General features: G+C 63.8%; 22 protein-coding genes and 1 pseudogene. 12 read left to right on the forward strand and 11 right to left on the reverse strand.

Annotated elements, in window-relative coordinates:
- Positions 1-70: 70 nt before the first annotated feature.
- The gene (locus CCOS864_RS28855) at positions 71-799 is read left to right on the forward strand and encodes a methyl-accepting chemotaxis protein (RefSeq protein ID WP_371857248.1); all 729 of its coding nucleotides are present in this window, start codon (positions 71-73) and stop codon (positions 797-799) included.
- A gap of 3 nt (positions 800-802) precedes the next feature.
- Here the strand turns inward: CCOS864_RS28855 and CCOS864_RS28555 are convergent.
- Together CCOS864_RS28555 and CCOS864_RS24945 are read right to left on the reverse strand one after the other, a co-directional pair.
- Positions 803-877, reverse strand: a pseudogene (locus CCOS864_RS28555) (hypothetical protein); the annotation flags it as partial.
- 100 nt (positions 878-977) lie between these two features.
- On the reverse strand, positions 978-2,255 hold the full coding sequence (locus CCOS864_RS24945; protein WP_115088940.1) for an acetyl-CoA C-acetyltransferase: 1,278 nt from the start codon (positions 2,253-2,255) through the stop codon (positions 978-980).
- Between the two features lie 117 nt (positions 2,256-2,372).
- Between CCOS864_RS24945 and CCOS864_RS24950 the strand changes: the two genes are divergently transcribed.
- The 7 genes from CCOS864_RS24950 (at position 2,373) to CCOS864_RS24980 (ending at position 8,757) form a co-directional block, all read left to right on the forward strand.
- Positions 2,373-3,725, forward strand: a complete 1,353-nt coding sequence (locus tag CCOS864_RS24950; RefSeq protein ID WP_115088941.1) for a 3-oxoacyl-ACP reductase — start codon at positions 2,373-2,375, stop codon at positions 3,723-3,725.
- Between the two features lie 2 nt (positions 3,726-3,727).
- On the forward strand, positions 3,728-4,582 hold the full coding sequence (locus CCOS864_RS24955; RefSeq protein WP_115088942.1) for a MaoC family dehydratase: 855 nt from the start codon (positions 3,728-3,730) through the stop codon (positions 4,580-4,582).
- A gap of 60 nt (positions 4,583-4,642) precedes the next feature.
- Positions 4,643-4,948 (forward strand): MazG-like family protein, encoded by a 306-nt coding sequence (locus tag CCOS864_RS24960; RefSeq protein ID WP_115088943.1) that lies wholly within the window; start codon positions 4,643-4,645, stop codon positions 4,946-4,948.
- The gene (locus CCOS864_RS24965) at positions 4,945-5,694 is read left to right on the forward strand and encodes a methyltransferase domain-containing protein (RefSeq protein ID WP_115088944.1); all 750 of its coding nucleotides are present in this window, start codon (positions 4,945-4,947) and stop codon (positions 5,692-5,694) included. The genes CCOS864_RS24960 and CCOS864_RS24965 overlap by 4 nt, the downstream gene beginning before the upstream one ends.
- A 23-nt stretch (positions 5,695-5,717) precedes the next feature.
- Complete coding sequence (locus CCOS864_RS24970) at positions 5,718-6,353, forward strand: DUF4136 domain-containing protein (protein ID WP_115088945.1); 636 nt, start codon at positions 5,718-5,720, stop codon at positions 6,351-6,353.
- 19 nt (positions 6,354-6,372) lie between these two features.
- Positions 6,373-6,933, forward strand: a complete 561-nt coding sequence (locus tag CCOS864_RS24975; RefSeq protein WP_115088946.1) for a DUF4136 domain-containing protein — start codon at positions 6,373-6,375, stop codon at positions 6,931-6,933.
- Between the two features lie 99 nt (positions 6,934-7,032).
- The gene (locus CCOS864_RS24980) at positions 7,033-8,757 is read left to right on the forward strand and encodes a pilus assembly protein TadG-related protein (protein WP_244211951.1); all 1,725 of its coding nucleotides are present in this window, start codon (positions 7,033-7,035) and stop codon (positions 8,755-8,757) included.
- Here the strand turns inward: CCOS864_RS24980 and CCOS864_RS24985 are convergent.
- Positions 8,742-11,441 carry a PAS domain-containing sensor histidine kinase gene (locus tag CCOS864_RS24985; RefSeq protein WP_115088947.1) on the reverse strand — a complete coding sequence of 900 codons (2,700 nt, stop codon included), beginning with the start codon at positions 11,439-11,441 and terminating at the stop codon, positions 8,742-8,744. The two genes, CCOS864_RS24980 and CCOS864_RS24985, sit on opposite strands and share 16 nt — an antisense overlap.
- Positions 11,438-11,881, reverse strand: a complete 444-nt coding sequence (locus CCOS864_RS24990) for a TadE/TadG family type IV pilus assembly protein (RefSeq protein ID WP_115088948.1) — start codon at positions 11,879-11,881, stop codon at positions 11,438-11,440. The genes CCOS864_RS24985 and CCOS864_RS24990 overlap by 4 nt, the downstream gene beginning before the upstream one ends.
- A 75-nt stretch (positions 11,882-11,956) precedes the next feature.
- Between CCOS864_RS24990 and CCOS864_RS24995 the strand changes: the two genes are divergently transcribed.
- Entirely contained in the window at positions 11,957-12,427 is a 471-nt protein-coding gene (locus tag CCOS864_RS24995; protein WP_115088949.1) for an A24 family peptidase, read from the forward strand.
- 134 nt (positions 12,428-12,561) lie between these two features.
- Complete coding sequence (locus tag CCOS864_RS25000) at positions 12,562-13,344, forward strand: response regulator transcription factor (protein WP_115088950.1); 783 nt, start codon at positions 12,562-12,564, stop codon at positions 13,342-13,344.
- A gap of 87 nt (positions 13,345-13,431) precedes the next feature.
- On the opposite strand, the gene CCOS864_RS25005 is transcribed toward CCOS864_RS25000, so the two are convergent.
- Genes CCOS864_RS25005 through cpaB form a run of 6 tightly spaced genes read right to left on the reverse strand, consistent with a single transcriptional unit; the run spans position 13,432 to position 18,741 of the window.
- On the reverse strand, positions 13,432-14,319 hold the full coding sequence (locus CCOS864_RS25005) for a type II secretion system F family protein (protein WP_115088951.1): 888 nt from the start codon (positions 14,317-14,319) through the stop codon (positions 13,432-13,434).
- 1 nt (position 14,320) lies between these two features.
- Positions 14,321-15,202: a type II secretion system F family protein gene (locus tag CCOS864_RS25010; protein WP_115088952.1), complete on the reverse strand. Its 882-nt coding sequence runs from the start codon at positions 15,200-15,202 to the stop codon at positions 14,321-14,323.
- Positions 15,199-16,467 carry a TadA family conjugal transfer-associated ATPase gene (locus CCOS864_RS25015; RefSeq protein WP_010221716.1) on the reverse strand — a complete coding sequence of 423 codons (1,269 nt, stop codon included), beginning with the start codon at positions 16,465-16,467 and terminating at the stop codon, positions 15,199-15,201. Before CCOS864_RS25015 ends, CCOS864_RS25010 begins: the two co-directional genes overlap by 4 nt.
- Positions 16,464-17,654 (reverse strand): CpaE/TadZ family protein, encoded by a 1,191-nt coding sequence (locus CCOS864_RS25020; RefSeq protein ID WP_115088953.1) that lies wholly within the window; start codon positions 17,652-17,654, stop codon positions 16,464-16,466. The genes CCOS864_RS25015 and CCOS864_RS25020 overlap by 4 nt, the downstream gene beginning before the upstream one ends.
- Entirely contained in the window at positions 17,651-17,803 is a 153-nt protein-coding gene (locus CCOS864_RS28300) for a hypothetical protein (RefSeq protein ID WP_166675734.1), read from the reverse strand. Before CCOS864_RS28300 ends, CCOS864_RS25020 begins: the two co-directional genes overlap by 4 nt.
- A 20-nt stretch (positions 17,804-17,823) precedes the next feature.
- Positions 17,824-18,741 carry a Flp pilus assembly protein CpaB gene (gene cpaB / locus CCOS864_RS25025; RefSeq protein ID WP_115088954.1) on the reverse strand — a complete coding sequence of 306 codons (918 nt, stop codon included), beginning with the start codon at positions 18,739-18,741 and terminating at the stop codon, positions 17,824-17,826.
- A 316-nt stretch (positions 18,742-19,057) separates the two neighbouring features.
- Here cpaB and CCOS864_RS25030 point away from each other — a divergent pair, with 316 nt between their 5' ends.
- Positions 19,058-19,270 (forward strand): Flp family type IVb pilin, encoded by a 213-nt coding sequence (locus tag CCOS864_RS25030; RefSeq protein ID WP_115088955.1) that lies wholly within the window; start codon positions 19,058-19,060, stop codon positions 19,268-19,270.
- Between the two features lie 61 nt (positions 19,271-19,331).
- Positions 19,332-19,739 (forward strand): response regulator, encoded by a 408-nt coding sequence (locus CCOS864_RS25035; RefSeq protein WP_115088956.1) that lies wholly within the window; start codon positions 19,332-19,334, stop codon positions 19,737-19,739.
- A 42-nt stretch (positions 19,740-19,781) separates the two neighbouring features.
- Here CCOS864_RS25035 and CCOS864_RS25040 read toward each other — a convergent pair whose 3' ends face one another.
- The gene (locus CCOS864_RS25040; protein ID WP_115088957.1) at positions 19,782-21,449 is read right to left on the reverse strand and encodes a ShlB/FhaC/HecB family hemolysin secretion/activation protein; all 1,668 of its coding nucleotides are present in this window, start codon (positions 21,447-21,449) and stop codon (positions 19,782-19,784) included.
- Positions 21,450-21,482 lie beyond the last annotated feature (33 nt).

Here is a 21,482-nt window from a genome sequence, read left to right on the forward strand (position 1 = left end):
CTCCAGCAGCTCGACCCAGGTCTCCAATGACATGGCCGAAGCCGCCGGGCGCCAGCGTGAAGCGGTGGACATGGTGTCGACCGCCTTTCACGAAATGGTCGCCACCGCCAACGAAGTCGCGCGCTCCTGCAGCCAGGCCGCCGACTCGGCCGACAGTGGCCAGCAACAGGCCCGCGAAGGCCAGCAGCAGATCGATGCGGCAGTGCAGAGCGTCGATCGCCTGAGCCAGGAGATCGAACAGTCGGCGCAGTCGATGCAGCAACTCGAACGCGATAGCAATGCGATCCAGTCGATCCTCGGCACCATCCGCTCGATTGCCGAGCAGACCAACCTGCTGGCCCTCAATGCGGCCATCGAAGCCGCCCGCGCCGGTGAGCAGGGCCGTGGTTTTGCCGTGGTCGCCGACGAGGTGCGGGCCCTGGCCAAGCGCACCGCCGACTCAACGGCCGAGATCGACAACCTGCTCGGCAACCTGGCCAACCGCACCAGTGAAGTGGCCCAGCAGATGCACGCGAGCCTGGAAGTGTCGCAACAGTCGGTCAGCCGCATCGGCCTGGCGCGCAGCAGTTTCGGGCAAATTCGCGAGTCGGTGGACATCATCCGCGACATGAACACCCAGATCGCCACCGCCGCCGAAGAACAGCACCAGGTGGCCGAAGACATCAACCGCCATATCAGCCAGATCCACGGCGATGCGCAGCTGGTGGCCGAGCTGGCCAACTCGGCGCGGCAGGACTCGCAGAGCCTGGCCGGTTTGTCCAATGAACTGGATGCGCTGGTACGGCGCTTCCGTACCTGACGGCTACAGGCGCAGCTCGCCCGGGGTGAAGCCGAACAGGCCCTTGAAGGCAGCGATGTAGGCCGAAGAGGCGTCGTAAGCGCAGCCATCGACCACCCGTTCCAACTGATCGTCTGCTCGATCATGGCCGAGCACTACGCCAACCGCCCGGCCCCGGTGGCCAGCCAGTCGGTACGGGTCAACGCTCGATGATCGCCGTCACGCCCTGACCGCCAGCGGCGCAAATCGAGACCAGGCCACGGCCCTTGCCGGCGGTGGCCAGCAACTTGGCCATGTTGGCCAGAATGCGCCCCCCGGTGGCCGCGAAGGGATGCCCGGCGGCCAGTGAGCTGCCCTTGACGTTGAGCTTGCTGCGGTCGATTGCACCCAGTGGCGCGGCCAGGCCCAGGCGGGTTTTGCAGTACTCGGGGTCTTCCCAGGCCTTGAGGGTGCACAGCACTTGCGCGGCGAAGGCCTCGTGGATTTCGTAGTAATCGAAGTCCTGCAGGGTCAGGCCATTGCGCGCCAACAAGCGCGGCACGGCGTAGGCCGGGGCCATCAACAACCCTTCGTGACCTTTGACGAAATCCACCGCGGCGGTCTCGCCATCGACCAGATAGGCCAGCACCGGCAAGCCACGCTCACGGGCCCAGTCTTCGCTGCCCAGCAGCACCACCGAGGCGCCATCGGTCAACGGCGTGGAATTACCTGCGGTCAGCGTGCCCTGCCCGCTGCGGTCGAACACCGGCTTGAGGCTGGCGAGTTTCTCCAGGGTCAGGTCCGGGCGCAGGTTGTTGTCGCGGGTCAGCCCCAGGAAGGGAGTAAGCAGATCGTCATGCCAGCCGTCGGCAAAGGCAGCGGCCATGTTCTGGTGGCTGCGCAGGGCCAGCTCATCCTGCTCCTGGCGTGGGATCTGCCAGGTCTTGGCCATCTGCTCGCAATGCTCGCCCATGGACAGGCCGGTGCGCGGCTCGCCGTTGCGCGGCAACTCGGGTTTGAGGTGACCGGGGCGCAGTTTGAGGAAGGCCTTGAGCTTGTCGACGGTAGTCTTGCCACGGTTGGCCTGGAGCAGGATCCGGCGCAAGCCTTCGCTCACCGCGATCGGCGCATCGGAGGTGGTATCAACGCCACCGGCAATGCCGCAGTCGATCTGCCCCAAGGCGATTTTGTTGGCTACCAGCAATGCCGTTTCCAACCCGGTGCCACAGGCCTGCTGCAGATCGTAAGCCGGCGTTTGCGCTGACAGTCGCGAGCCGAGCACGCTTTCGCGGGTCAGGTTCATGTCGCGAGAATGCTTGAGCACCGCTCCCGCCGCCACTTCGCCCAGGCGCAGGCCATGCAGGCTGTAGCGTTCGATCAGGCCCTCAAGCGCGGCAGTGAACATTGCCTGGTTGCTGGCGGTGGCGTAAGGGCCGTTGGAACGGGCGAAGGGAATGCGATTGCCGCCAATGATGGCGACCCGGCGCAGTGAGCGCATGCGTGATGTCCTCTTTTTCCCTAATGGTCCGCTACAGCGTAGGTGTTTTTTCTGCGGTCGAACGACCAATGGCCAATCATGGTCCACACTTTGAAGCTATTTCAGGGAGAACCGCACATGAGCGACCGCTATATCGACTTCGCCAACTCCGACCTTGGACGCCGCCTGGTAGGTGCCGTCGGCCTGCCCAGCCCGGCCCGCCTGGAGCGCTGGGAAGCCGGCCGTCTGCGGCCGATCGAAGGCGCGCTGCTGCTGGGTGGCGGGCCTCTGGCGAAGACCATCGAAGCCTTCGCCAAGCGCCTGACCGACGAGCTATACAGCTTTGCCAGCCCTGAACTTGAGGCCAACGAGTGGGTGGCCGGGCTCGGGCCCAAGCTCAAGGCGGTGGTGTTCGATGCCAGTGAACTGGACGATATCGACCAGCTCAAGCAACTGCGCGAGTTCTTTCAGCCGCTGCTGCGCAGCCTGGCGCCCAGCGCTCATATCGTCATCCTCGGCCGCGCCCCGGAACAGCTCGACGACCCGCTGGCGCGCGTTGCCCAGCGTGCCCTCGAAGGCTTCAGCCGCTCCCTGGCCAAGGAGCTGCGCGCCGGCGGCACCCTGCAACTGCTGTATGTGAACGAAGCGGCCGAGGACCAGCTTGAAGGCGCCCTGCGTTTCTTTCTTTCACCGAAAAGCGCGTTCATCTCCGGCCAGGTACTGCGCCTGGAGGCCTGCGGCACAGCGGTGCAGGACTGGAGCCGGCCGCTGGCGGGGCGCAAGGCACTGGTCACTGGCGCGGCCCGGGGCATCGGTGCGGCGATTGCCGAAACCCTGGCCCGCGATGGCGCCGAGGTGATCCTGCTCGATGTGCCACCGGCCAAGGCCGACCTCGAGGCCCTGGCCGCGCGTTTGGGCGGGCGCAGCCTGGCCCTGGACATCTGCGCGGCGGACGCCCCGGCGCAGTTGCTCGAAGGTCTGCCCGACGGCATCGACATCGTCGTGCACAACGCCGGCATCACCCGCGACAAGACCCTGGCCAACATGACCCCGGAGTTCTGGGACTCGGTGCTGGCGGTCAACCTCAAGGCCCCGCAATTACTGACCCAGGCACTGTTCGACAGCGGCGCCCTGCACGACAACGCGCGCATCGTGCTGCTGGCCTCGATCAGCGGCATCGCCGGCAACCGTGGCCAGGCCAACTACGCCGCCAGCAAGGCCGGGCTGATCGGCCTGGCCCAGGCCTGGGCGCCGAAGCTGGCCGAACGCGGCGCCAGCATCAACGCCGTGGCCCCCGGGTTTATCGAAACGCGCATGACCGCGGCCATCCCTTTCGCCCTGCGCGAGGCCGGGCGGCGCATGAGTTCGCTGGGCCAGGGCGGCTTGCCCCAGGATGTCGCCGAAGCGGTGGCCTGGCTGGTGCAGCCGGGCAGCGGCGCGGTCAATGGCCAGGTGCTGCGGGTCTGCGGCCAAGCCGTGATGGGGGCCTGAACATGACCCGAAAATGGATTGAGCTGGGCAACACTGCGGCGCTTTCCGGGCTGTACCTGCGCGCCGCGCGCAAACGCAAGATCAGCGGCGACAGCCTGCCCGCCACTGGCTTGCGTTGCCACCTGAACGTCGATCCGCAGCAGTTGCAGGCCTACCGCAAACTTTGTCACTTCAGCGACGACGGGCGCCTGCCGCCCACCTTCCCGCATGTCATGGCCTTCGCCCTGCAAATGCAGTTGCTGACGGCCAAGGACTTTCCCTTCCCGTTGCTGGGGCTGGTGCACCTGCACAACAGCATTCGCGTCGTGCGGCCCCTGGGCGGCATCAGTCGCCTGCGTTTCAGCGTGCATGTGGACAACCTGCAGCCCCACGAGAAAGGCGGCACCTTCGAGCTGATCACCGAAGCCGAAGACAGCCTTGGCCTGCTCTGGTCCGAGACCAGCCGCATGCTCTGCCGGGGTTTGAAACCGGCCGGCGAACCGGCCGCGGTCGAAGCGCCTGAAGCCCTGCCCTTGAGCGAACTGACCCGATGGTATGCCGACAGCGATATCGGCCGGCGCTACGCCAAGGTTTGCGGCGACTACAACCCGATCCACCTGAGCGCCGCCAGCGCCAGGCTGTTCGGTTTCCCCACCGCCATTGCCCATGGCATGTGGAGCAAGGCCATGGCCCTGGCAGCCTTGCGCGGGCATCTGCCGGTCAGTGGATATGAGATCGAGGTGGACTTCCTTAAACCGGTGCGCCTGCCCAGCGAGGTGATCCTCAATGCCAGCCCGACGGCGGCCGAGGGCCAGTTGCAACTCGACGGCCATGGCGAGCTGGTGCACATGCGCGGGGCCTGGCGGCCATTGAGCTGACAGCCCCCCTTGCGTTGCGACGGCGCCCGCCTGAAGCTATGCCGCTTGAGGAGAGCCCCGATGAACCTGCAAGAACTGACCCAACGCCTGCACCGCATCCGCGACAACAACGACTGGCGCGGCTTTCACAGCCCAAAGAACCTGGCCATGGCCGCCAGCGTCGAGATGGCCGAACTGGTGGAAATCTTCCAGTGGCTGACTGAAGACCAGTCGCGCCAGCTGCCGCCCGAGCAACTTGAGCACGCCGGGCAGGAAGTCGGCGATATCGTCCTTTACCTGTTGCTGCTGTGCAGCGAGCTGGGCCTGGACATGGAGCAGGTAGTCAAAAGCAAACTGGCCGACAGCGAAAGGCGTTTTGCCAAATGAACGACCGTCATTTCGATGAACTGGCCACCCGTTTCGCCGAGAAAATCTACGGGGGTGCCAAGGGTGCGATCCGCCTCGCGGTGCTTCAGGCCGACCTGGCCGAAGCCCTGCCCGAGCGCCCGCTGCGGGTGCTGGATATCGGCGCGGGCCTGGGCCATATGTCTCTGTGGCTGGCGCAACGCGGACATCAGGTTACCCTGGCCGAACCCGCCGCACCGATGCTCGACGGTGCCCGCGAACGCTTTGCCGAAGCCGGCCAACAGGCCACTTTCATTCAGGCCCCCTGGCAGGACCTGCTCGGCCAGCTGACTGAACCCTATGACCTGGTACTGTGCCATGCGGTGCTGGAATGGTTGGCCGAACCCGAGGCCATCCTGCCGGTGCTGCATCAACTGACCCGTGCCGATGGCTGGCTGTCGCTGGCGTTCTACAACCGCGACGCGCTGGTGTACCGCAACCTGCTCAAGGGCCATTTCCGCAAACTGCGCAGCAATGAACTGGCCGGTGAAAAGCAGAGCCTGACCCCGCAAAAACCACTTGATCCACGCACGCTCAAGGCGCAACTTGAAGACTTGTGGAAGGTCGAAAGTGAAAGTGGTGTACGGGTTTTCCACGACTACATGCCCCGCGACTTCCAGGCCAAGGCCGAACTGCTCGACCTGCTGGAGATGGAGTTGGCGCATCGTCGTCATCCGGCTTTCGCCGGGCTGGGCCGCTACCTGCACTGGATCTGTCGACCGCGCTGAACCGCGCCCGCCGGGAGGGTGACATGCCGTACCGTTTGACCCTGGGCCTGCTGTGCCTGGCCCTCGCCGCCTGCCAGGGCAGCAACCCCTACGTCGCCAGTTCCCGGCCATTGCCGCCGGCGCCGGCACACGCGGCCAACACCTTCGATGCCAGTGCCTACCCCGCCGCGCCGCGCGACTATGCCCGCTACCGCAGCTGGGCCTGGCGCGACGGCCAGTTGCCGGCTGGCAGCACCTATGCAGAACCCGCCCAGCTGGCCGATGCCGTGAGCAATGCCCTCGACCAGCGCGGCCTGCGCCCGGCACGCAACGGACAAGGCGGGGATTTGCGGGTCAGTGCCGACCTGCGCCTGGAACGGCGCCTGCGCCAGGTTCGCGAAGACTACTACCCCTATGACGCCTACCCTTATGGCGGTTACGCTGGCTACGGCAGTTACGGCCGCTACCACAACGGCTACGGGGTCTACGGCAGTGTCCCGCTGGTGCGTACCTACGAGGTCGAAGTAATGGTGGTGCGCGTTGACCTGTATGACGCCCGCGACGGCCAGCCGGTATGGAGCGCCAGCGCCGAAACCGCCAGCCAGGATTCCCAGGGCAAGCGCGCCGATGCCTTGCGTGAGTCGGTGCAAAAGGCTCTGGCCAGCTATCCTCCCAGTTAAAGGCAATCGGAGAACCATCATGTTGCGCCGTCTCGCTTTACTCTCGTTAGTGCTGTTGCTCGGCGCCTGCCAGAGCGGCAACGTTACCCAGGACTTCGATGCCAGCCGTGACTTTGCCGCCTACCGCAGCTGGGTCTGGCAGGAGCCGGGGCTGCAGTACCGCCCGGACGATCCGCGGATCAAGAGCGACCTCACCGAACAACGCATCCGCCAGGCGGTGGCCGGCCAACTCGACCAGCGCGGCCTGCGCCCGGCCCCGGGCAACAGCCGCGGTGACCTCAAGGTCCAGGCCTACCTGATCGTCGAAAACCGTCAGCAACAAATCACCACCAACTACGGCGGCGGTTGGGGTGGCTACTGGGGCGGCTACTGGGGTGGGCCGATGTACAACGAAACCCGCAGCGTCGACTACAAGGTGGCAACCATCCAGGTCGACCTGTTCGATGCCCGCGATGGCAAGCTGGTGTGGCGCGGCAGTGCCGAACAGATCATGAACAATTACCCGCCAAGCCCGGAAGAACGCAACACGGCGATCCAGAACACCGTCGCCAAACTGATGGGCAACTACCCGCCACGTTGAGCCTCACCCGCCAGTCGCCATGCAGGCGACTGGCCATTATGTTGACTACACTTCTCGCACTGCTGCCCCGCGCGGCCATGGGCCGGCAAAGGAGTGCTCGTGTCTTCTCGCTTTCCAGCACGGCAACGTGGCGCTATCGGGCTGTTGGCTGCCCTGACCCTGGGCATGGCCCTGGTGTTCGTGCTGATGGTGGTTGACACCGGCAGGCTGTTCCTGGAGCAGCGCAAATTGCAGCGGGTAGCCGACATGGCGGCACTTGAGGCCGTCAATGGCAAGGGCACTTGCCTGCCGACAGGTCCCAGCGCACAGACGCTGGCAGTGCGGGCAGCGACCCGCAATGACCATGCCCCAGGCGCCAATCACAGCCTGCAGGTGGAATGTGGCAGCCTGCAGACCGGTGCCGGCAGCTTGCGCGTGTTCACTGCCGATTCCACCAAGGCCGATGCGGTCCGGGTGACGGCCGGCATTACCCTGGAGACCAGTATTGCCGCCGGTATCCGCTCGCTGGTGGCCTCCGCCACCTTTGACCCCAGCACCCGCCTCAGCGCCCAGGCAACCGCGGCCCAGCCCGGTCCGCCGCTGGCCCGCCTGAACATTCGCAGTACCTTGCTGAACATCGACTCGTCACGTTCGGCGCTGCTCAATACACTGATGAGCACATTGCTGGGCAGCCAGGTCAATTTGAGCCTGGCCCAGTGGCAGGGCTTGTTGCAGGCCGACGTCAATCTGCTCAACTACCTCGATGCCCTGGCGATCAAGACCCAGGTCAGCGCAGGCAACTACACCGAACTGCTGGGCAAGACCCTCAATGTCGGTGAAGCCCTGAAGGTCATGGCCACGGTGGCGGCGCAGAACAATCCGCTGGTGGATGTCAGCGGCCTGACCCAGCTCGGTGTGCAGGCCGGGAATGCAGGGGGCATTGTCCTGGGCGATTTGCTCGATATCCAGAATGGCGGCTCGAGTGCCGGGCTGGACGCAAAACTGCAAGCCCTGCAATTGGTCCAGGGCATGGTGCAACTGGCCAACAGCGCCCATGGTGCCGAGGTCAGCCTGCCGGTCAACCTGCTGGGCCTGGCCAATATCTCGACCCGGGTAAAAATCATCGAGCCGCCGCAGTTTTCCGCCCTGGGCAATCCGGCCAAGGCCACGGCAGACCCAAAAGATCCCGAGCAGATCTATGTTCGCACCGCCCAGACGCGCATCCTGATCAAGGTCGACCTGGGACCGCTGCTCGGAGGCATCAACCTGGGGATCATCCAGGTATTGCCCAACCCCAGCCTCGACGTGGGCTTGGCGGTCGGCAGCGCCAGCAGCCATGTCACCGGCTATAACTGCGCCTCGGCCGCCAGCAAGAGCCTGACCGTGCGCAACGAGGCAGCAGCGGTGAAAGTGCTGATCGGCACAATCAACAGCAGCAACTTCTTCTCATCGGTCAAGCCGGTCGACGCCAGCCCGCTGGTGCTGCTGAAGGTGCTGGGAATCGACATCGGCCTGGGCGCAAACTCACCGCTGTTCAGCCAGGGCGAATCTTTCACCTACCTCAAGCCACCTGAGCTCGAACAAGACTCGGCCAACCACCTGCTCAGCTCGAAGAATATCGTTGCCAGTGTGCGCAGTACCCTGCAGGGCCTGGAGCTGACCCCGCAGATCCCGCTGGTCAGCCTGTTGCTCAACACCGTTTCAGGCTTGATTGGCACTTTGCTCGGTTCGCTGCTCGACCCGATCATCAACAACCTGCTGATGCTCCTGGGTATCGACCTGAACCAGGTGGAGATTGGTGCCAACCTCAGCTGCCACAGCGGTCGCGCTCAACTGATGATCTGAGCCCGTGGCAGCTCGATGCAGAACCGCGCACCCAGCTCACCATTCTCGACGCTCAGGCAGCCGCCCATGGTGTCAACGATGCCGTAGCTCACCGACAGCCCCAGCCCGGTACCGACGCCCACCGGCTTGGTGGTGAAGAACGGCTCGAAGATGCGTTCGAGCAAACGCGGTTCGATGCCGCCGCCGTTATCCTCGACCAGTAGCCGCACCTGCCGCGCATCGCACTCAAGACCCAGGGCAATCCACGGCTGCACGTCGCGTTGCTGCTCCCGCCGGGCCAGCAGGGCATCGCGGGCGTTGACCAGCAGGTTGATCAGCACCTGCTCCAACTGATCCTGATGGCCAGTGACCTGCGCGTCGTGCTCAGGAGGCTGCACGCGCAGTTCCACACCCTTGCCGCGCAAGCCGTCAGCTAGCAACGACAACGCCCCCTCAACGGCCTGCCAGGGCGCGAACAGTTGCTGTTCGACTTCCGAGCGCCGACCGAACACGCGCATATGGTCGACCACCTTCGAGGCGCGCAGCACCTGGGCATCGATGCGTTTGAGCTTGTCTTGCAGGTAGTCGACCTGGACCTCGCCGTTTTCCAGGCGCTTGAGCGCATTGACCACGGCCATGCGCATCACGTTGAGCGGTTGGTTGATCTCGTGGGCAAGCCCGGTGGCCATTTCACCGAGGGTGGCCATTTTCGCGCTTTGCAGCAGTTGCTGCTGGGTGCGCCTGACTTGTGTGTTGTCGCGGCCCACCGCCTGGATTTCCTGTAACTGGCCATGCTCGTCGAACAACCCGCGATCGGACCACACCCACCAGGCATGCTCGCGCCCCGGTAATTGCAGGCAAATCTCTGCGTTGCTGACCGGTTGCTCTGGCGTCAGCCCGGCCAGGCGCTCGACAAAGGCCTGGCGCTGCGCCTCGGACAGCCATTGGCCAAGGTTCAAGCCAGCCAGCTGCGCGGGTGAACACTCCAGGTAATCGGCCAGCGGCTGGTTGCCGAACACCAGGCTCAGGTCGGGCCGGTAGCGACAGATCATCGCCGGGGAGTCCTCGACCAGCACCCGATAGCGTTCCTCGCTCTGACGCACTTTTTCCGCAGCGGCGGTCGCCTCGCTGACATCCAGCCAGATGCCCACCACCTCGACCGGCAGGCCCAGGTCATCACGCAGCAGACGCGCTTCATCGAGTACCCAGTGATAGCCCCCTTGATGGTCACGCAGGCGATAGCGACTGCGACTAGAGCCTTCGCGTAACAGAATGCGGGTACGCTCCAGCCACAGTGGCTGATCGTCGGGATGCAACCACTGGCCAGGTTGCAGAGGCTCGTCCGCCCGGGGCTGCCAACCGAGCAGCGGCTCCAGGCTGGCACTGAAGAATTCCGACAGCAACGCCCCCTCGTGGTAACGCTGGACGTAGATGACCGCCGGTGAACTGGCGATCAGGTTTTCCAGGCGCGCCTGGGCAGCGCTGGCCTGCAGCTGCTGCGTCTTGATATCGCTGATGTCGAGCATGAAGCCCTGCACCCGCCGGTTACCGCCGCTGCCGTGCACCTGGCCGCACACCCGGTACCAGCGCGGCTGCGCCTGGGCGTTGTGGTCGAGCAGGCGCAGGTTCAGTTGCACGGCGCAGCCCTGGCGTTGCAGGTCGCCAAAGGCCAGCTGAGTCGCTTCCCGGTCTGCCGGGTGCACGCGGCTCAGCCATTGATTGACCGTCAGCGCTGGCGGAATGCCCAGGCTCTCGGCCAGCGCCGGGTCCAGGTGCAACTGCGGCTCATCCAGACGCCACTGCCACCAGCCAGCCCCCAGTTGCAGCTGCAGGCTGTCCAGGCGCTCGCTTTGCTGATCCAGTTGATGCGCAGCCAGACGACCGAGTAGCGGCTCGACAAAAGCAGCGGCAACCAGTAATGCATCCAGCGCTTGCAGGACCTCTTGCGGCTCGACACAGATCAGCCAAGCCTGATTGACCTGCCCTTGCGCATAGGCCAGCAGATAGGTCGACAGCCCCGGCAGCAAGTCCTGCAGGCCAGGCTCAGTGGCGCTGCTGATCATACTGGCGGGCAGTTGACGATCCAGCACAGGCGCAAGCTGTTCATCACGCGGCCAGTGCAACGCGTCGCCACTGCAAGCGTAGGTTTGCCAGCCCTGATCCGTTTGCACCAGCACCCGCGCGCCCCTGGCCCGCCAGTGCCGTACCAGCCAGTTGAGCTGCTCTTCGGCCACCACCTGCAGGCGCTCGATAGTGCAGGTGCGCAAGGCGCAGGCCAGGTGCGCGGTCAGGTGCTGCTGGCGCTCGGCAGCCAGGGCTTGCTGGCGGTGCTGCAACAGGTCGCCAATGTCGAACAGTTGCAGCAACCAGCCACCGCTTTGCGCCAGCAACCAGCCGCGGGTGTGCAAGGTACGCCCGCCAGCCGCCTTGAAATCCAGTTCCAGTGGTTGGCCCTGCCAGTCTGGCGGCTCGCCTTCGAGCACCAGCAGGCTGTAGGGCTGCACGTAGTCGTGCAGACGCACGCCGGCCTGGGTCGGCAACGCCAGCACCGAGCGCAGCGGGCCTGCCAGGCGTAGCACGCGGGCGGAACCATCCAACCAGAGTTGCAGGCCCACGGCAGGCACATCGGCCGGTTGCGGCACTGGCTCCTCGGCTGGCGCGGCGCGCCCGCGCCAGCGCTCGAACAGGCTATGCCCGCCACTCACAGCTGCAGGCTCGCTTCGGCCTTGAGGCTGGCGGGCAAGCGCGGTACTTCACCGATCCCCGGCAGGTCCAGCACCGGCAACACCGAGGTCAGCTTGGCTTTGGCGTAATCGATCTTCACTGTCAGCAGCTTGCCGGAGGTGAGCGTGACACTGGCATCGCTGTTCACCTGGAAATTCAACGACGCCGGCATCCACGCCAGTTGCTCACCGAGCACGCGCTTGGCCAGCGTGTTGACGTCAGCGCTGTGGGTCGCGCTGGCGGGGTCCAGCGCCACGCAACGGCGCACCGCTTCGCTGCTGGCCTGGTTGAACGATTGCAACATCAACATTGGCAAGCCGTAGCTGACCACCCCATAGAAGGCCGCGAAAAAGATCACGAATACCGCGACGAACTCGAGGGCTGCCGCACCTTTTTGCCGCTTGCACAGGCTTGCTTGCATGATCGCGTCTACCCTGACAGTGACACCTGAAAGACAGCATAGAATCATTCACCACAAAGGGATGGCCTTTCGCCAATGCAAAGCATTGTTCTGCTGCTGTGGCTTGCCTTGTGCTCTGAACAAGATCTGCGCGAACGTCAGATCGCCAATACCCTGACCCTCGGCGCCGCGGCGTGTGCGCTGATCTACCTGTTCGTTACCGGACACACCTGGATCGGCGCCGATGCCAGTGAAGGTGGCTGGGCGCTGGCCATCGTCATGCTCCTGACCCTCCCCGGCTACATGCTCGGCCGCCTGGGCGCCGGCGACGTGAAATTGCTCGGTGCCCTGGGCCTGGCCACCGATCGCATGCACCTGCTGGGCACGTTTATCGGTGCCGGTGTAGCCGTCGTTGCCTGGCTGCTTGGCCGTCGCTGGCTGTGGTCCCTTTTAAGTCAGAAGGTTAAGAACCGCCTGAAGCAACTGAGCGAAGAGTCGTCAAAAAAACAGCCTTTCGCGCCGTTCCTGCTGGTCGGTTTTTTACTGGCTGCGGTATGGATCCATTAGTCGAATGCTGCGTGCAAATGGATGCGCCCACCTTGTACATAGCCCAAAAGTGCGACTACTTTCTAGTGTGTGCCGGATGGATCCAGGCTCAGCCTGGTTGAGGGAACATAGAGGCGAACAGCAGGGAGTTGCATGTGAACAAATCAGTCAGTGAATTAAAGGTGCTGGTGGTGGACGACCTGCCACTGATCGTCGAAGAGTTGTGCGAATTTCTCCAGAGCAGTGGATACCATTGCGTGCCCTGCCACTCCAGTACCCAGGCCATCGAACAGTTCAGTGCCGATCAGGAGATCGCGCTGGTGGTGTGTGATCTGCATATGCCCGACTACGATGGCCTGGAACTGATGCGTGCGCTCAAGGCCATTGCCGGGCCGCAGCGGCTGTTCGAAGCGATCATGCTCACCGGCCGCGCCAACAAGCAGGACGTGATCAAGGCGCTGCGCGAAGGCTTTGCCGATTACTACCAGAAACCGGTCGACCTCAGCGAGCTGCTCGAAGGCGTGCAACGCCAGGAGGCTGCCGTGCTGGAACGACGCAGAAGCTACCAGCACCTGGGTGACCTGAACCAGAAGCTGCAGTTTTTGGCCGACTCGATCGACGACCTCTACCAGGACCTGGACAAGGCCCGCGGGCTCGGCGCCCACCGCCGCGCCACCGACGTCGACCCCGAAGTGGAACCCGACAACCTGCCAACCCTGTTCAACAAGCTGTCACCGCGCCAGCTGGATGTGGCGCGGCTGGTCAGCAAGGGCAAGACCAACTACCAGATCGCCTGCGAGCTGGGCATCACCGAAAATACCGTCAAGCTCTACGTGTCCCAGGTGCTGCGCCTGACCCACATGCACAACCGCACCCAACTCGCGCTGGCGCTGTCTCCCAGCACCTCGCCCCTTCATCAACGTGTCACGGCGCACTGAGTGCAGCGCCGGTGTCAGACGCAGGCGGCTCACCAGGTTGACCTGCGCCAGGAGGTTGTCGTCGCTGCCTTCGTGCCTTGCTCCCGCTCATGAACCCAATGCCCTGCCCAAGGCGCTAAGGCCGGGACCGGCCAACACGATCAGCAAGGCCGGAAACAGAAACACCATCATCACCATCGACATCTTCCCGGACATCTTCGAAATCCGTTCCTGCATGCGTGTCAGCCGACGGTCATCGAGCAGTTGCTTGAGCGCCAACAGCGACTTCATTGCGCCACCGCCCTGGGTCAGCAATTGCTGGAGAATCACGCAGGTGTCGCTGAACTCGTCGACGCTGAGCAACTGCGCGGTTTTCTCAAGCTCCGCAGCCAAGGCCAAACCGGAGTCGACCCGCAGCAGAATCGCCCGCAACTCCTCGCTCAACACTGGCAACAGTTGTCGCGACTCCTGACTCAGGACACGCAAGGTTTGCTCCACCGCCAGGCCCGACTCGAAGAGAATCCTCAGCAAGGGTATGAAGGTCGAGACTTCGCCGGCGACCTGTTGCTGGCGACGCACAGCGGCCCGCGCCAGCAGGCGTTTGGGCAGCAGATAGCCCACGCCCATGGCGCAAAACGGCACTACCAGCCACGGTAACTGGCTATCGCGGTACAGGCTCTCCTGCAGCGCTACGCCCAACCCCAGGGCGAGGAACGGCACGCCAACCTGGCAAGCGGCAAACAGCGCCCGTTGCCGACTCCGCCGCCAGCCCATGCGGTCAAGCAGCAGACGGGTCTCACTATCCAGATTCAGCGAACGCTGGCCCAGCCGGCTGCTACCGATCTGTTGCAGCCAGTTGCCCAAGCGGTTCTCACTGCCAAGCTGGCCCTGCAGACGCCGAGCAACCAGGCGCTGGCGACGACGCTGGTGCAGCAACTGGCCTGCCAGCAAGACAAATGCGGCGAAGAACATCAGGGCACAGAGCAACCAAGCCATTTCAGATACTCCGTAACATGCGCCACAACACCAGGCAGCCCACCACTTGCAGGATAAACGCGCCGAGCAGCAGGAACTGACCGTTGCCGTCCTGCCACATAGCCAGCAAATAGTTGGGGTTGCTGATCAGGAAATAGCCGGCCATACCCACCGGCAACAGGCCCAGGACAGTCGCAGTCATGCGGGTTTCACCGGTCATGGCGCGCAGTTGACGGCTACCCTGCTCGCGCTCGCGAATCAGCTTGATCAGGTTCTCCAGCAGCTCGCTGGCGTTGCCGCCGTAGCGATGATTGATACGCAGGCCCAACGCGAACAGGCGCAGCTCATCCTGTTCATACAGTTCGGCCAGGTCGCTCATGGCATCGTCCAGGCTGACGCCCATCTGCACATTGCGCCGCACCCGCTGCAGAGCGCCATGCAAAGGATCACGCGACGCATCGATGGCCCCCAGCACGGCATCGTTCAAGGTTCGTCCGGCCTTGAGGCTGCGCACACTGTGATCGAGCAACACCGGCAACTGTTCGATCATCCGCTGCACCCGTCGACGATAGCGCCAGCCCAGGTACAACCAGATCAGCAACGGCGCAAGCAGCACCAGCCCGACGCCTGCAGCCCACCCCAGGATCCGGCCACACAGCAGCGCTGTCAGCAGGCCGATCGCCAGCCATATCAGCAGCCGGTCATTGCGCCGCTCGATACCGGCACGCTGCAACAGGCGGTCCAGCCAGTCGCGGCGACTGGGCGAAAGCGCCGAGGACTCCTGAACCTGGCCAAGACGCTGCAGGATCCGCTCCTCACCCGACTTGCGCATGCCGCTGTAGAACAAGCGCACCGATACCCCCAGCAAGGCCAGGCAGATCAAGCCAAGTACTGCGGCAATCACGGCTGCAGTTCCGAATAGTCGCGGCGCAGCTTGTCGCCGGCAGGGTTCGGCGCCTCCCGCAAGAAACCCTCGCCGTTGTGCCGATCGAGACGGAACAGGGTATTGGTGACGTACACATCATCGCGCACCCCGACTACCTCCAACACCTCGCTGACACAGCGGCGGCCATCGGCCAGACGGGTCAATTGAATGACCACATCCAGTGCGGCGCAGATCATTTGCCGCAGGGTTTTCTCGGCCACTTGGCGGCCGGTCAGGCCGACCAGGGTTTCCAGACGCAGCAAGGCGTCCTGGGCGGTGTTGGCATGTACGGTACTCATTGAGCCGTCGTGACCGGTGTTCATCGCGGTGAGCACATCGAGCACTTCGACGCCACGGATCTCGCCGAGCAGAATGCGGTCGGGGCGCATCCTCAAGGCGTTGCGGATCAGCTCGCTGGCCTTGATCTCGCCATGCCCCTCGGCATTCGGCGGACGGGTTTCCAGACGCACCACGTGAGGGTGATCGAGCTGCAGCTCGGCCACGTCTTCGATGGTCACCAGGCGCTCGCGGGGCGTAATCAACTGGCTGAGGATATTCAGCATGGTGGTCTTGCCGGTGCCGGTGCCGCCACTGACCAGGATGTTGCAGCGCCGTGCCACCGCCAACTGGATGAAGTCGAGAATGCCCTGGTCGATGGTCCGGGTGGCCAGCAGGTCGGCGCTCTTGAGCATGTCCTTGCGAAACTTGCGGATCGACAGGCACGGGCCGTCCAGCGCCACCGGCGGAATGATCGCATTGACCCGGCTGCCGTCGGGCATGCGCGCATCGACCATGGGTGACGATTCATCCAGGCGCCTGCCCAAGGGCGCGAGAATCCGTTGCATGACCCGCTCGACATGGTGGGCATCGATAAAGCGCAGATCCGTCTGCTGCAACAGGCCGGCCCGCTCGATGAACACCCGGTGCGGGCCGTTGACCAGGATTTCGGTGACGCTGGCATCGCGCAACAGCACTTCAAGCGGACCGAAGCCGGTCAGTTCGTCGACGATTTCCTCGGCCAGGCGTTCCATCTCGTAGCGCGACAGGGCCAGGTGCAATCGGGCGATATAGTCGCCGACCTGCTCCACCACGAATTGCGCCAGGGCCGGGCGCGAGCCTTCGAGCAGGTTGCGCCCGCTGTCCTCGATGGCGTCGATGATGTAACGATGCAAGGCACGCTTGAGCCCTTGCGGGTCGGCCCCCAGATTGTGCCGCGGGCCGCCGAACAGTTCGTCACCGCTCATTTATGCCCCCATAACCGATTGAGCCAGTTGGCGCTGACCACAGGGTTGCCCTCGGAGCGGCGCGCCAGCCGTTCACCGAGCGCTTTCAAATGTTGGGTGAGCTGCTCGCGCGGCGCCAGTTCGAACAAGGTCAGGCCCTGGTTCTTGGCATTCAGGCGCACCTCTGGGCTGTAGGGCAAGACCCGCAGAACCGGCAAGCCATAGCGCTTGCCCAGGGCTTCGGAGTCCGGTGCGACGCCGCGCAGGTAGCGGTCGACCAGCAGGCTGGCGTGTTCGAGCTTCATGCCCTTCTCGCGCCATTGGGTCAGTACCTCCAGGTTGCGCCGGCAATCGAGGACGTTCTGGTCGGTGTACCAGATCAGCTTGTCGCAATGGCTGACGAAGGTGCGCAGGGCTTCGCTGTCAGCCTGCCCGGTCAGGTTCACGACGATGTGCTGGAAATGCTGGCGCAAGGCGCTGAGCAGCATGTACAGCTCCGCCGCGCTGGTGCGCTCCAGCGGTTCGTCGGTCTCGGCGTAGGCCAGCAGGCGCAGGCCCGAGCTTTCACGCGTGAAGGCGCTGTCGATCAGGGTATTGTCGAGCCGGCGCAGGTGGCGCAGGGCATCGCCGAAATGAAACGAGGCTTCCAGGCCGAGCAATGCCAGGCTGTCACCACGAGGCACGCCAAGGTCCAGCAGCAACGTTTGCTGGCCGCTGGTTTGCACCACCCGCGCCATATGGGTGGTCAGCAAGGCGCCATCTGCGGTGCACTGGGCGCCATAGAGTACCGTCAGCCCCCCAAGGCTGGGGTTGCTGGTTACTGGCGGCAGGCGTTTGCTCAAGCGCCGCACCAACCCTGCGACCTCACTGGAGCGCGAGCCATAGGCGACAAAGTCCCGCGCCCCGGCACGCATGGCATTGAGCACCAACTGGTTGTCCATGCCATCGCCCAGGGCGACGATTGCCAACATCGGTTTGGCTTCCAGCACCCCCTCGATCAGTGCGCACTGATTGACCACCTGCTCACGATCCAGCCCCACGAACACCAAACTGGCAAAGGTGACATCGACCAGCGCCAGCAACTCGTCAAGGCTGCCGCTGCCGGCGCCCACCACCTGCCCCAAGGGCGCCAGCGCACCTTGCAACCACTGCAAGTCGCCATCGTTGCGGGTAATGGCAAGGAAGGTCTGGCTCAGGTTTTCACTCATAGGGATAACCCGCTGCGACGTTCGAAATCGCTGTTTTCGAGGAACACCAGCCGGCCCCGGATCGGGTCGTGCGCCATTGGCACCTGCGGCGCAGTGCACGGCAAGGCACAGAGCATCTGCTTGATTACCCGCTCGGAACGACTGCTCATTGAAGGGCATCCTTGCTTGGTCAGGGAGTGGGCTGTCTGGCTTGATTTCCGCGGATGATTTCTATGCCGCGCGACGGCGCGACGCTGGCCACCGGCTGGGCGGCTGGTGCCTGGGCAAGCTGACTGAAGCGATAGAGTTTGCGATTGGCGCTATCGACTTCCTTGCCGCCGGCTTTGGGGTCCGCCCAGTAGCGGGCCAGGCGCTTCTCTTCGGCGCTGCGTACGGCCAGGCGCAAACTGCCGGCCTGGGCGGCAAGCAACAAGCGGCTGGCCAGTGCCTCGGGAACGGCAAGCACTACCGTGCGCGTAGCCTGTGACGGTTGCTGCGGCTGGCTCTTTTCATTCACTGGCGGCTGCGCGGGCTTGCCGTCATTGGTCAGGCCCAACTGTTCGCCGACACTGAGCAGACGCAGTGCAGGCAGTATCACCTGAGCCGACGCTTGCGGGTTGCGGGTCTCTTCGCGCAGAAACAGCAAGACATCGACATAGTCGCCCGGACTCAACTGCCCGGCGACACCCACCACCTCATCCACAGCTACCGCCAGCGCGCGCTCATGGGGGTGGATCATCCGTGCCAGCGGGCCACCGGCGTCAAAGCTGCCCTGCTCCAGCCAGGTTCCAGCACTCAACGCGCGCCAACTGCTGCGCCCGAGCACTTGCTCAGGGGTCTGGAAACTGCCGGGCGGCGCCACCTGCAAGCGTTCTACCACTAGGTCGTCTGCCGTCAGCGGCACATACGCGGCAACATCGCGACGCAACACCACCACCGGCTTGCGCAGTTCGTCAGCGGCGTCTTGTGCCACTTGCTCAACGGGCGTCGGTACAGGGGCGGCAAGCGGTTCACTGGGTGAGCGGCTAAGGGCCAGGCCCCAGTAACCGGCCAGCAACGCACCGAGCAGAAAAAAGCCTGCGAGGATGATGGTAATGCGACTGCTCATGCCGGTCCTCCTTCCCCTCAGCGTTCTTTCGGCCCTTTATGTGAAATGGCCCACAGCACTGCAGTCGGAAACAACTATTTCGCTATTTGACGGTAGCGTAGCTAGGACAAAATGCCATTACCCGTCAGATTTTTTTCCGTCGCAAAACCGGCAGCACCATAAAACAACAGCTTATTGGCGCCGACATCTGGTTATAACTTTAGTATTAATCCCTTCTTACATTTGCCGAAGTATGACCCGTTGACGATGCTGTGATGGCAAAGGGGAATCATCCAATACCCCTGCCACCTGCGCCTGCGGCGCAAGGAGAAATGCCATGCCTCTTTCCCGTGTCCTCAAAAGCTGCAAAGAATTCTTCTACCGCAAGGATGGCGCCTCCGGCATTGAGTACGCGATTATCGCGGCAATGGTCGCGGTAGCGTTGACGGCGTTCATTACGCCTATTTCCACCAATGTCACTGGAGTCATGACCAAGGTTGAAAATGCGCTAAAAGCCCCACCAGCTTCGAGCAGCAGTGGTAGCAATTGACGAATGGATTCATGGGTTCACGCTAACGTACTGAACAACGCCTCCATCACAGGACTGCCTTATGCCTACCTCTTCCCCCCGTCAACAGTTGCTCCTGGTGGATGACGAAGAGGACGCCTTGCTGGAGCTTGCCGAATTGCTGGAGGGTGAGGGGTTTTGCTGTCACACGGCTACCTCGGTCAAACTCGCCCTGCAACAGCTCACCCGCCACCCGGACGTGGCCCTGGTCATCACCGACCTGCGCATGCCCGAGGAAAGCGGCATATCACTGATCAAGCGCTTGCGCGAACACACCGCGCGCCAGCACCTGCCGGTGATCGTCACCTCCGGGCATGCCGACATGGACGACGTCAGCGACCTGTTGCGCCTGCAGGTGCTGGACCTGTTCCGCAAGCCGATCTACCACACCCGCCTGCTGGAAACCCTGGACAACCTGTTCCCCAAGCCGCGGATGCAACTGGTGCAGTAGAAGCATCGCGGGTCAAGCCCGCTCCCACAAAGTAGGAACGGCCTACAGCTGAAAACTGAAACTCAAACTCACCCGCGGTTCCCGGTCAAAGCTGTCGAGGGCGACGTCCGACAGCGGCTTGGCCAGTTCCAGCGCCATGTTGTAGAAACGCCCATCACCGATGCGCAGCCCCACTGCCACTGATGACAGGTGCGCATCGCGCAGGTCCACTTCATTGAACCAGGTGCGCGCGGTATCCAGCACGCCGTAAGGTTGCAGCAGCCTCACCCAGCGACCATCCCCGTTGAAGCTGTAGTTAACCTCATACGCCAGGCCCCAGCCTTTGTCGCCCAAGGCCTGGTCGGCGGGGTAACCACGGGCGAAGCTCTGCCCGCCGAACACCACCCGCTCGCTGTCGGGCAGGCTGTCACCACTCCAGTACAAGGCCGCCGACGCCACCCCCTGCCAGTTGCCGAACAAGCGGTCGCTCTGCAACCCGGACAGGCGCAAGCGGAGGAAATCCAGGTCAAAGTCGCTGTTGGTTTTCGCCCCCAAGTAATCGAGGCCCTGATAGGCACCGCCACTGACAATCCGCAGCTGGCCGGCATCGGCCTTGCGCCACTCACCTTCAAACCCCAGGGCGCGCACATCGGTGCGATTGCTGAGCCGCAGGGGCGCACCGACCGCGCGATACACGACATCGTCATTGACCATGTAAAAGCGCGCAGCAACGTTGAGCGATTCACCGGGCGCGGCCAGTAGCACCTGGCTCAGGCCGGCCGAGAAACGGTCATTCTCGCGATGGGCCTTGAGTTGGGTGCCATCGCCGAGCAGCACCTGGGCACTGGGGTCGCTTTCGTAACGCGACGCCGACAGGTGCAGCTGGCTGCCCTGATCGTCCAGGTATTGGGAATAATCCAGGCGGAAATAGCTTTCGTGATCCTCCCCACGCGGCGCCAGGGTCGTGAAACTGAACTGTTCAGCGAGCGCCGTCTGCGCGTTGCTGCTCACGGCGAGTAACGCCTGGGGATCATCACGGGTGCCATCGGTGACGGTCAGGGTGCCGCTCAAAGGCCGACGCGTGGCCTCGACGATCAGCTGGCTGGTGCCACTGCCGGCATCTGCCGGCGACAACCGCGCCTGTACGCTGAAGCCCGGCAGGCGACTCATCAGGGCGACATAGCGCTCGAAGGTCGCGCGGGTCAGCGGCCGCTCGGCTTTGAGCCTGCCCACCAGTTTTTCCACATAGGCCGCCGCCGGGCCAACGTCGCCGTGCAGCTCGAAATTGTCGATGTAACCTTCGACCAGGACCACCCGCACCCGACCATCGGCGAAGTCCTGCGCGGGCAGATAAGCATGGGACAGCAGGTAGCCGTCCTGCTGGTAGCGCTGGGTCAGCCGCTGGGTGGCGTCGATCAGTTCGCCCAGGCTGACTTCACGGTTGATCAGGCCCTGATAGTTATCGCGCAGGTCACTCAACGGATAGATGCTGCCGCCTTCGAAACGCACCTTGCGCAAGATGATCCGACTGCCGCGCAGCAACGGCTGGGCCTGGGTGACCGGGATGGGCAGCAGAACCCCCGGGTTACTCGGCCGATAGGCATCGGCCGGCAAGTTTGGGGCGGGCAGGTTTCGTTCGATTTCGTGGCTGTCGAGAAAGCGCGGCAGGGGTTCGCTACTGGCCACGCTCGTCCAGGACAACCCAACAATCGCGACAGCCAACGCACGCATCGGACACTCCATGATCCCGAACAGTACAAGGCC

The organism is Pseudomonas wadenswilerensis (genome assembly GCF_900497695.1).
GTDB lineage: Bacteria > Pseudomonadota > Gammaproteobacteria > Pseudomonadales > Pseudomonadaceae > Aquipseudomonas > Aquipseudomonas wadenswilerensis.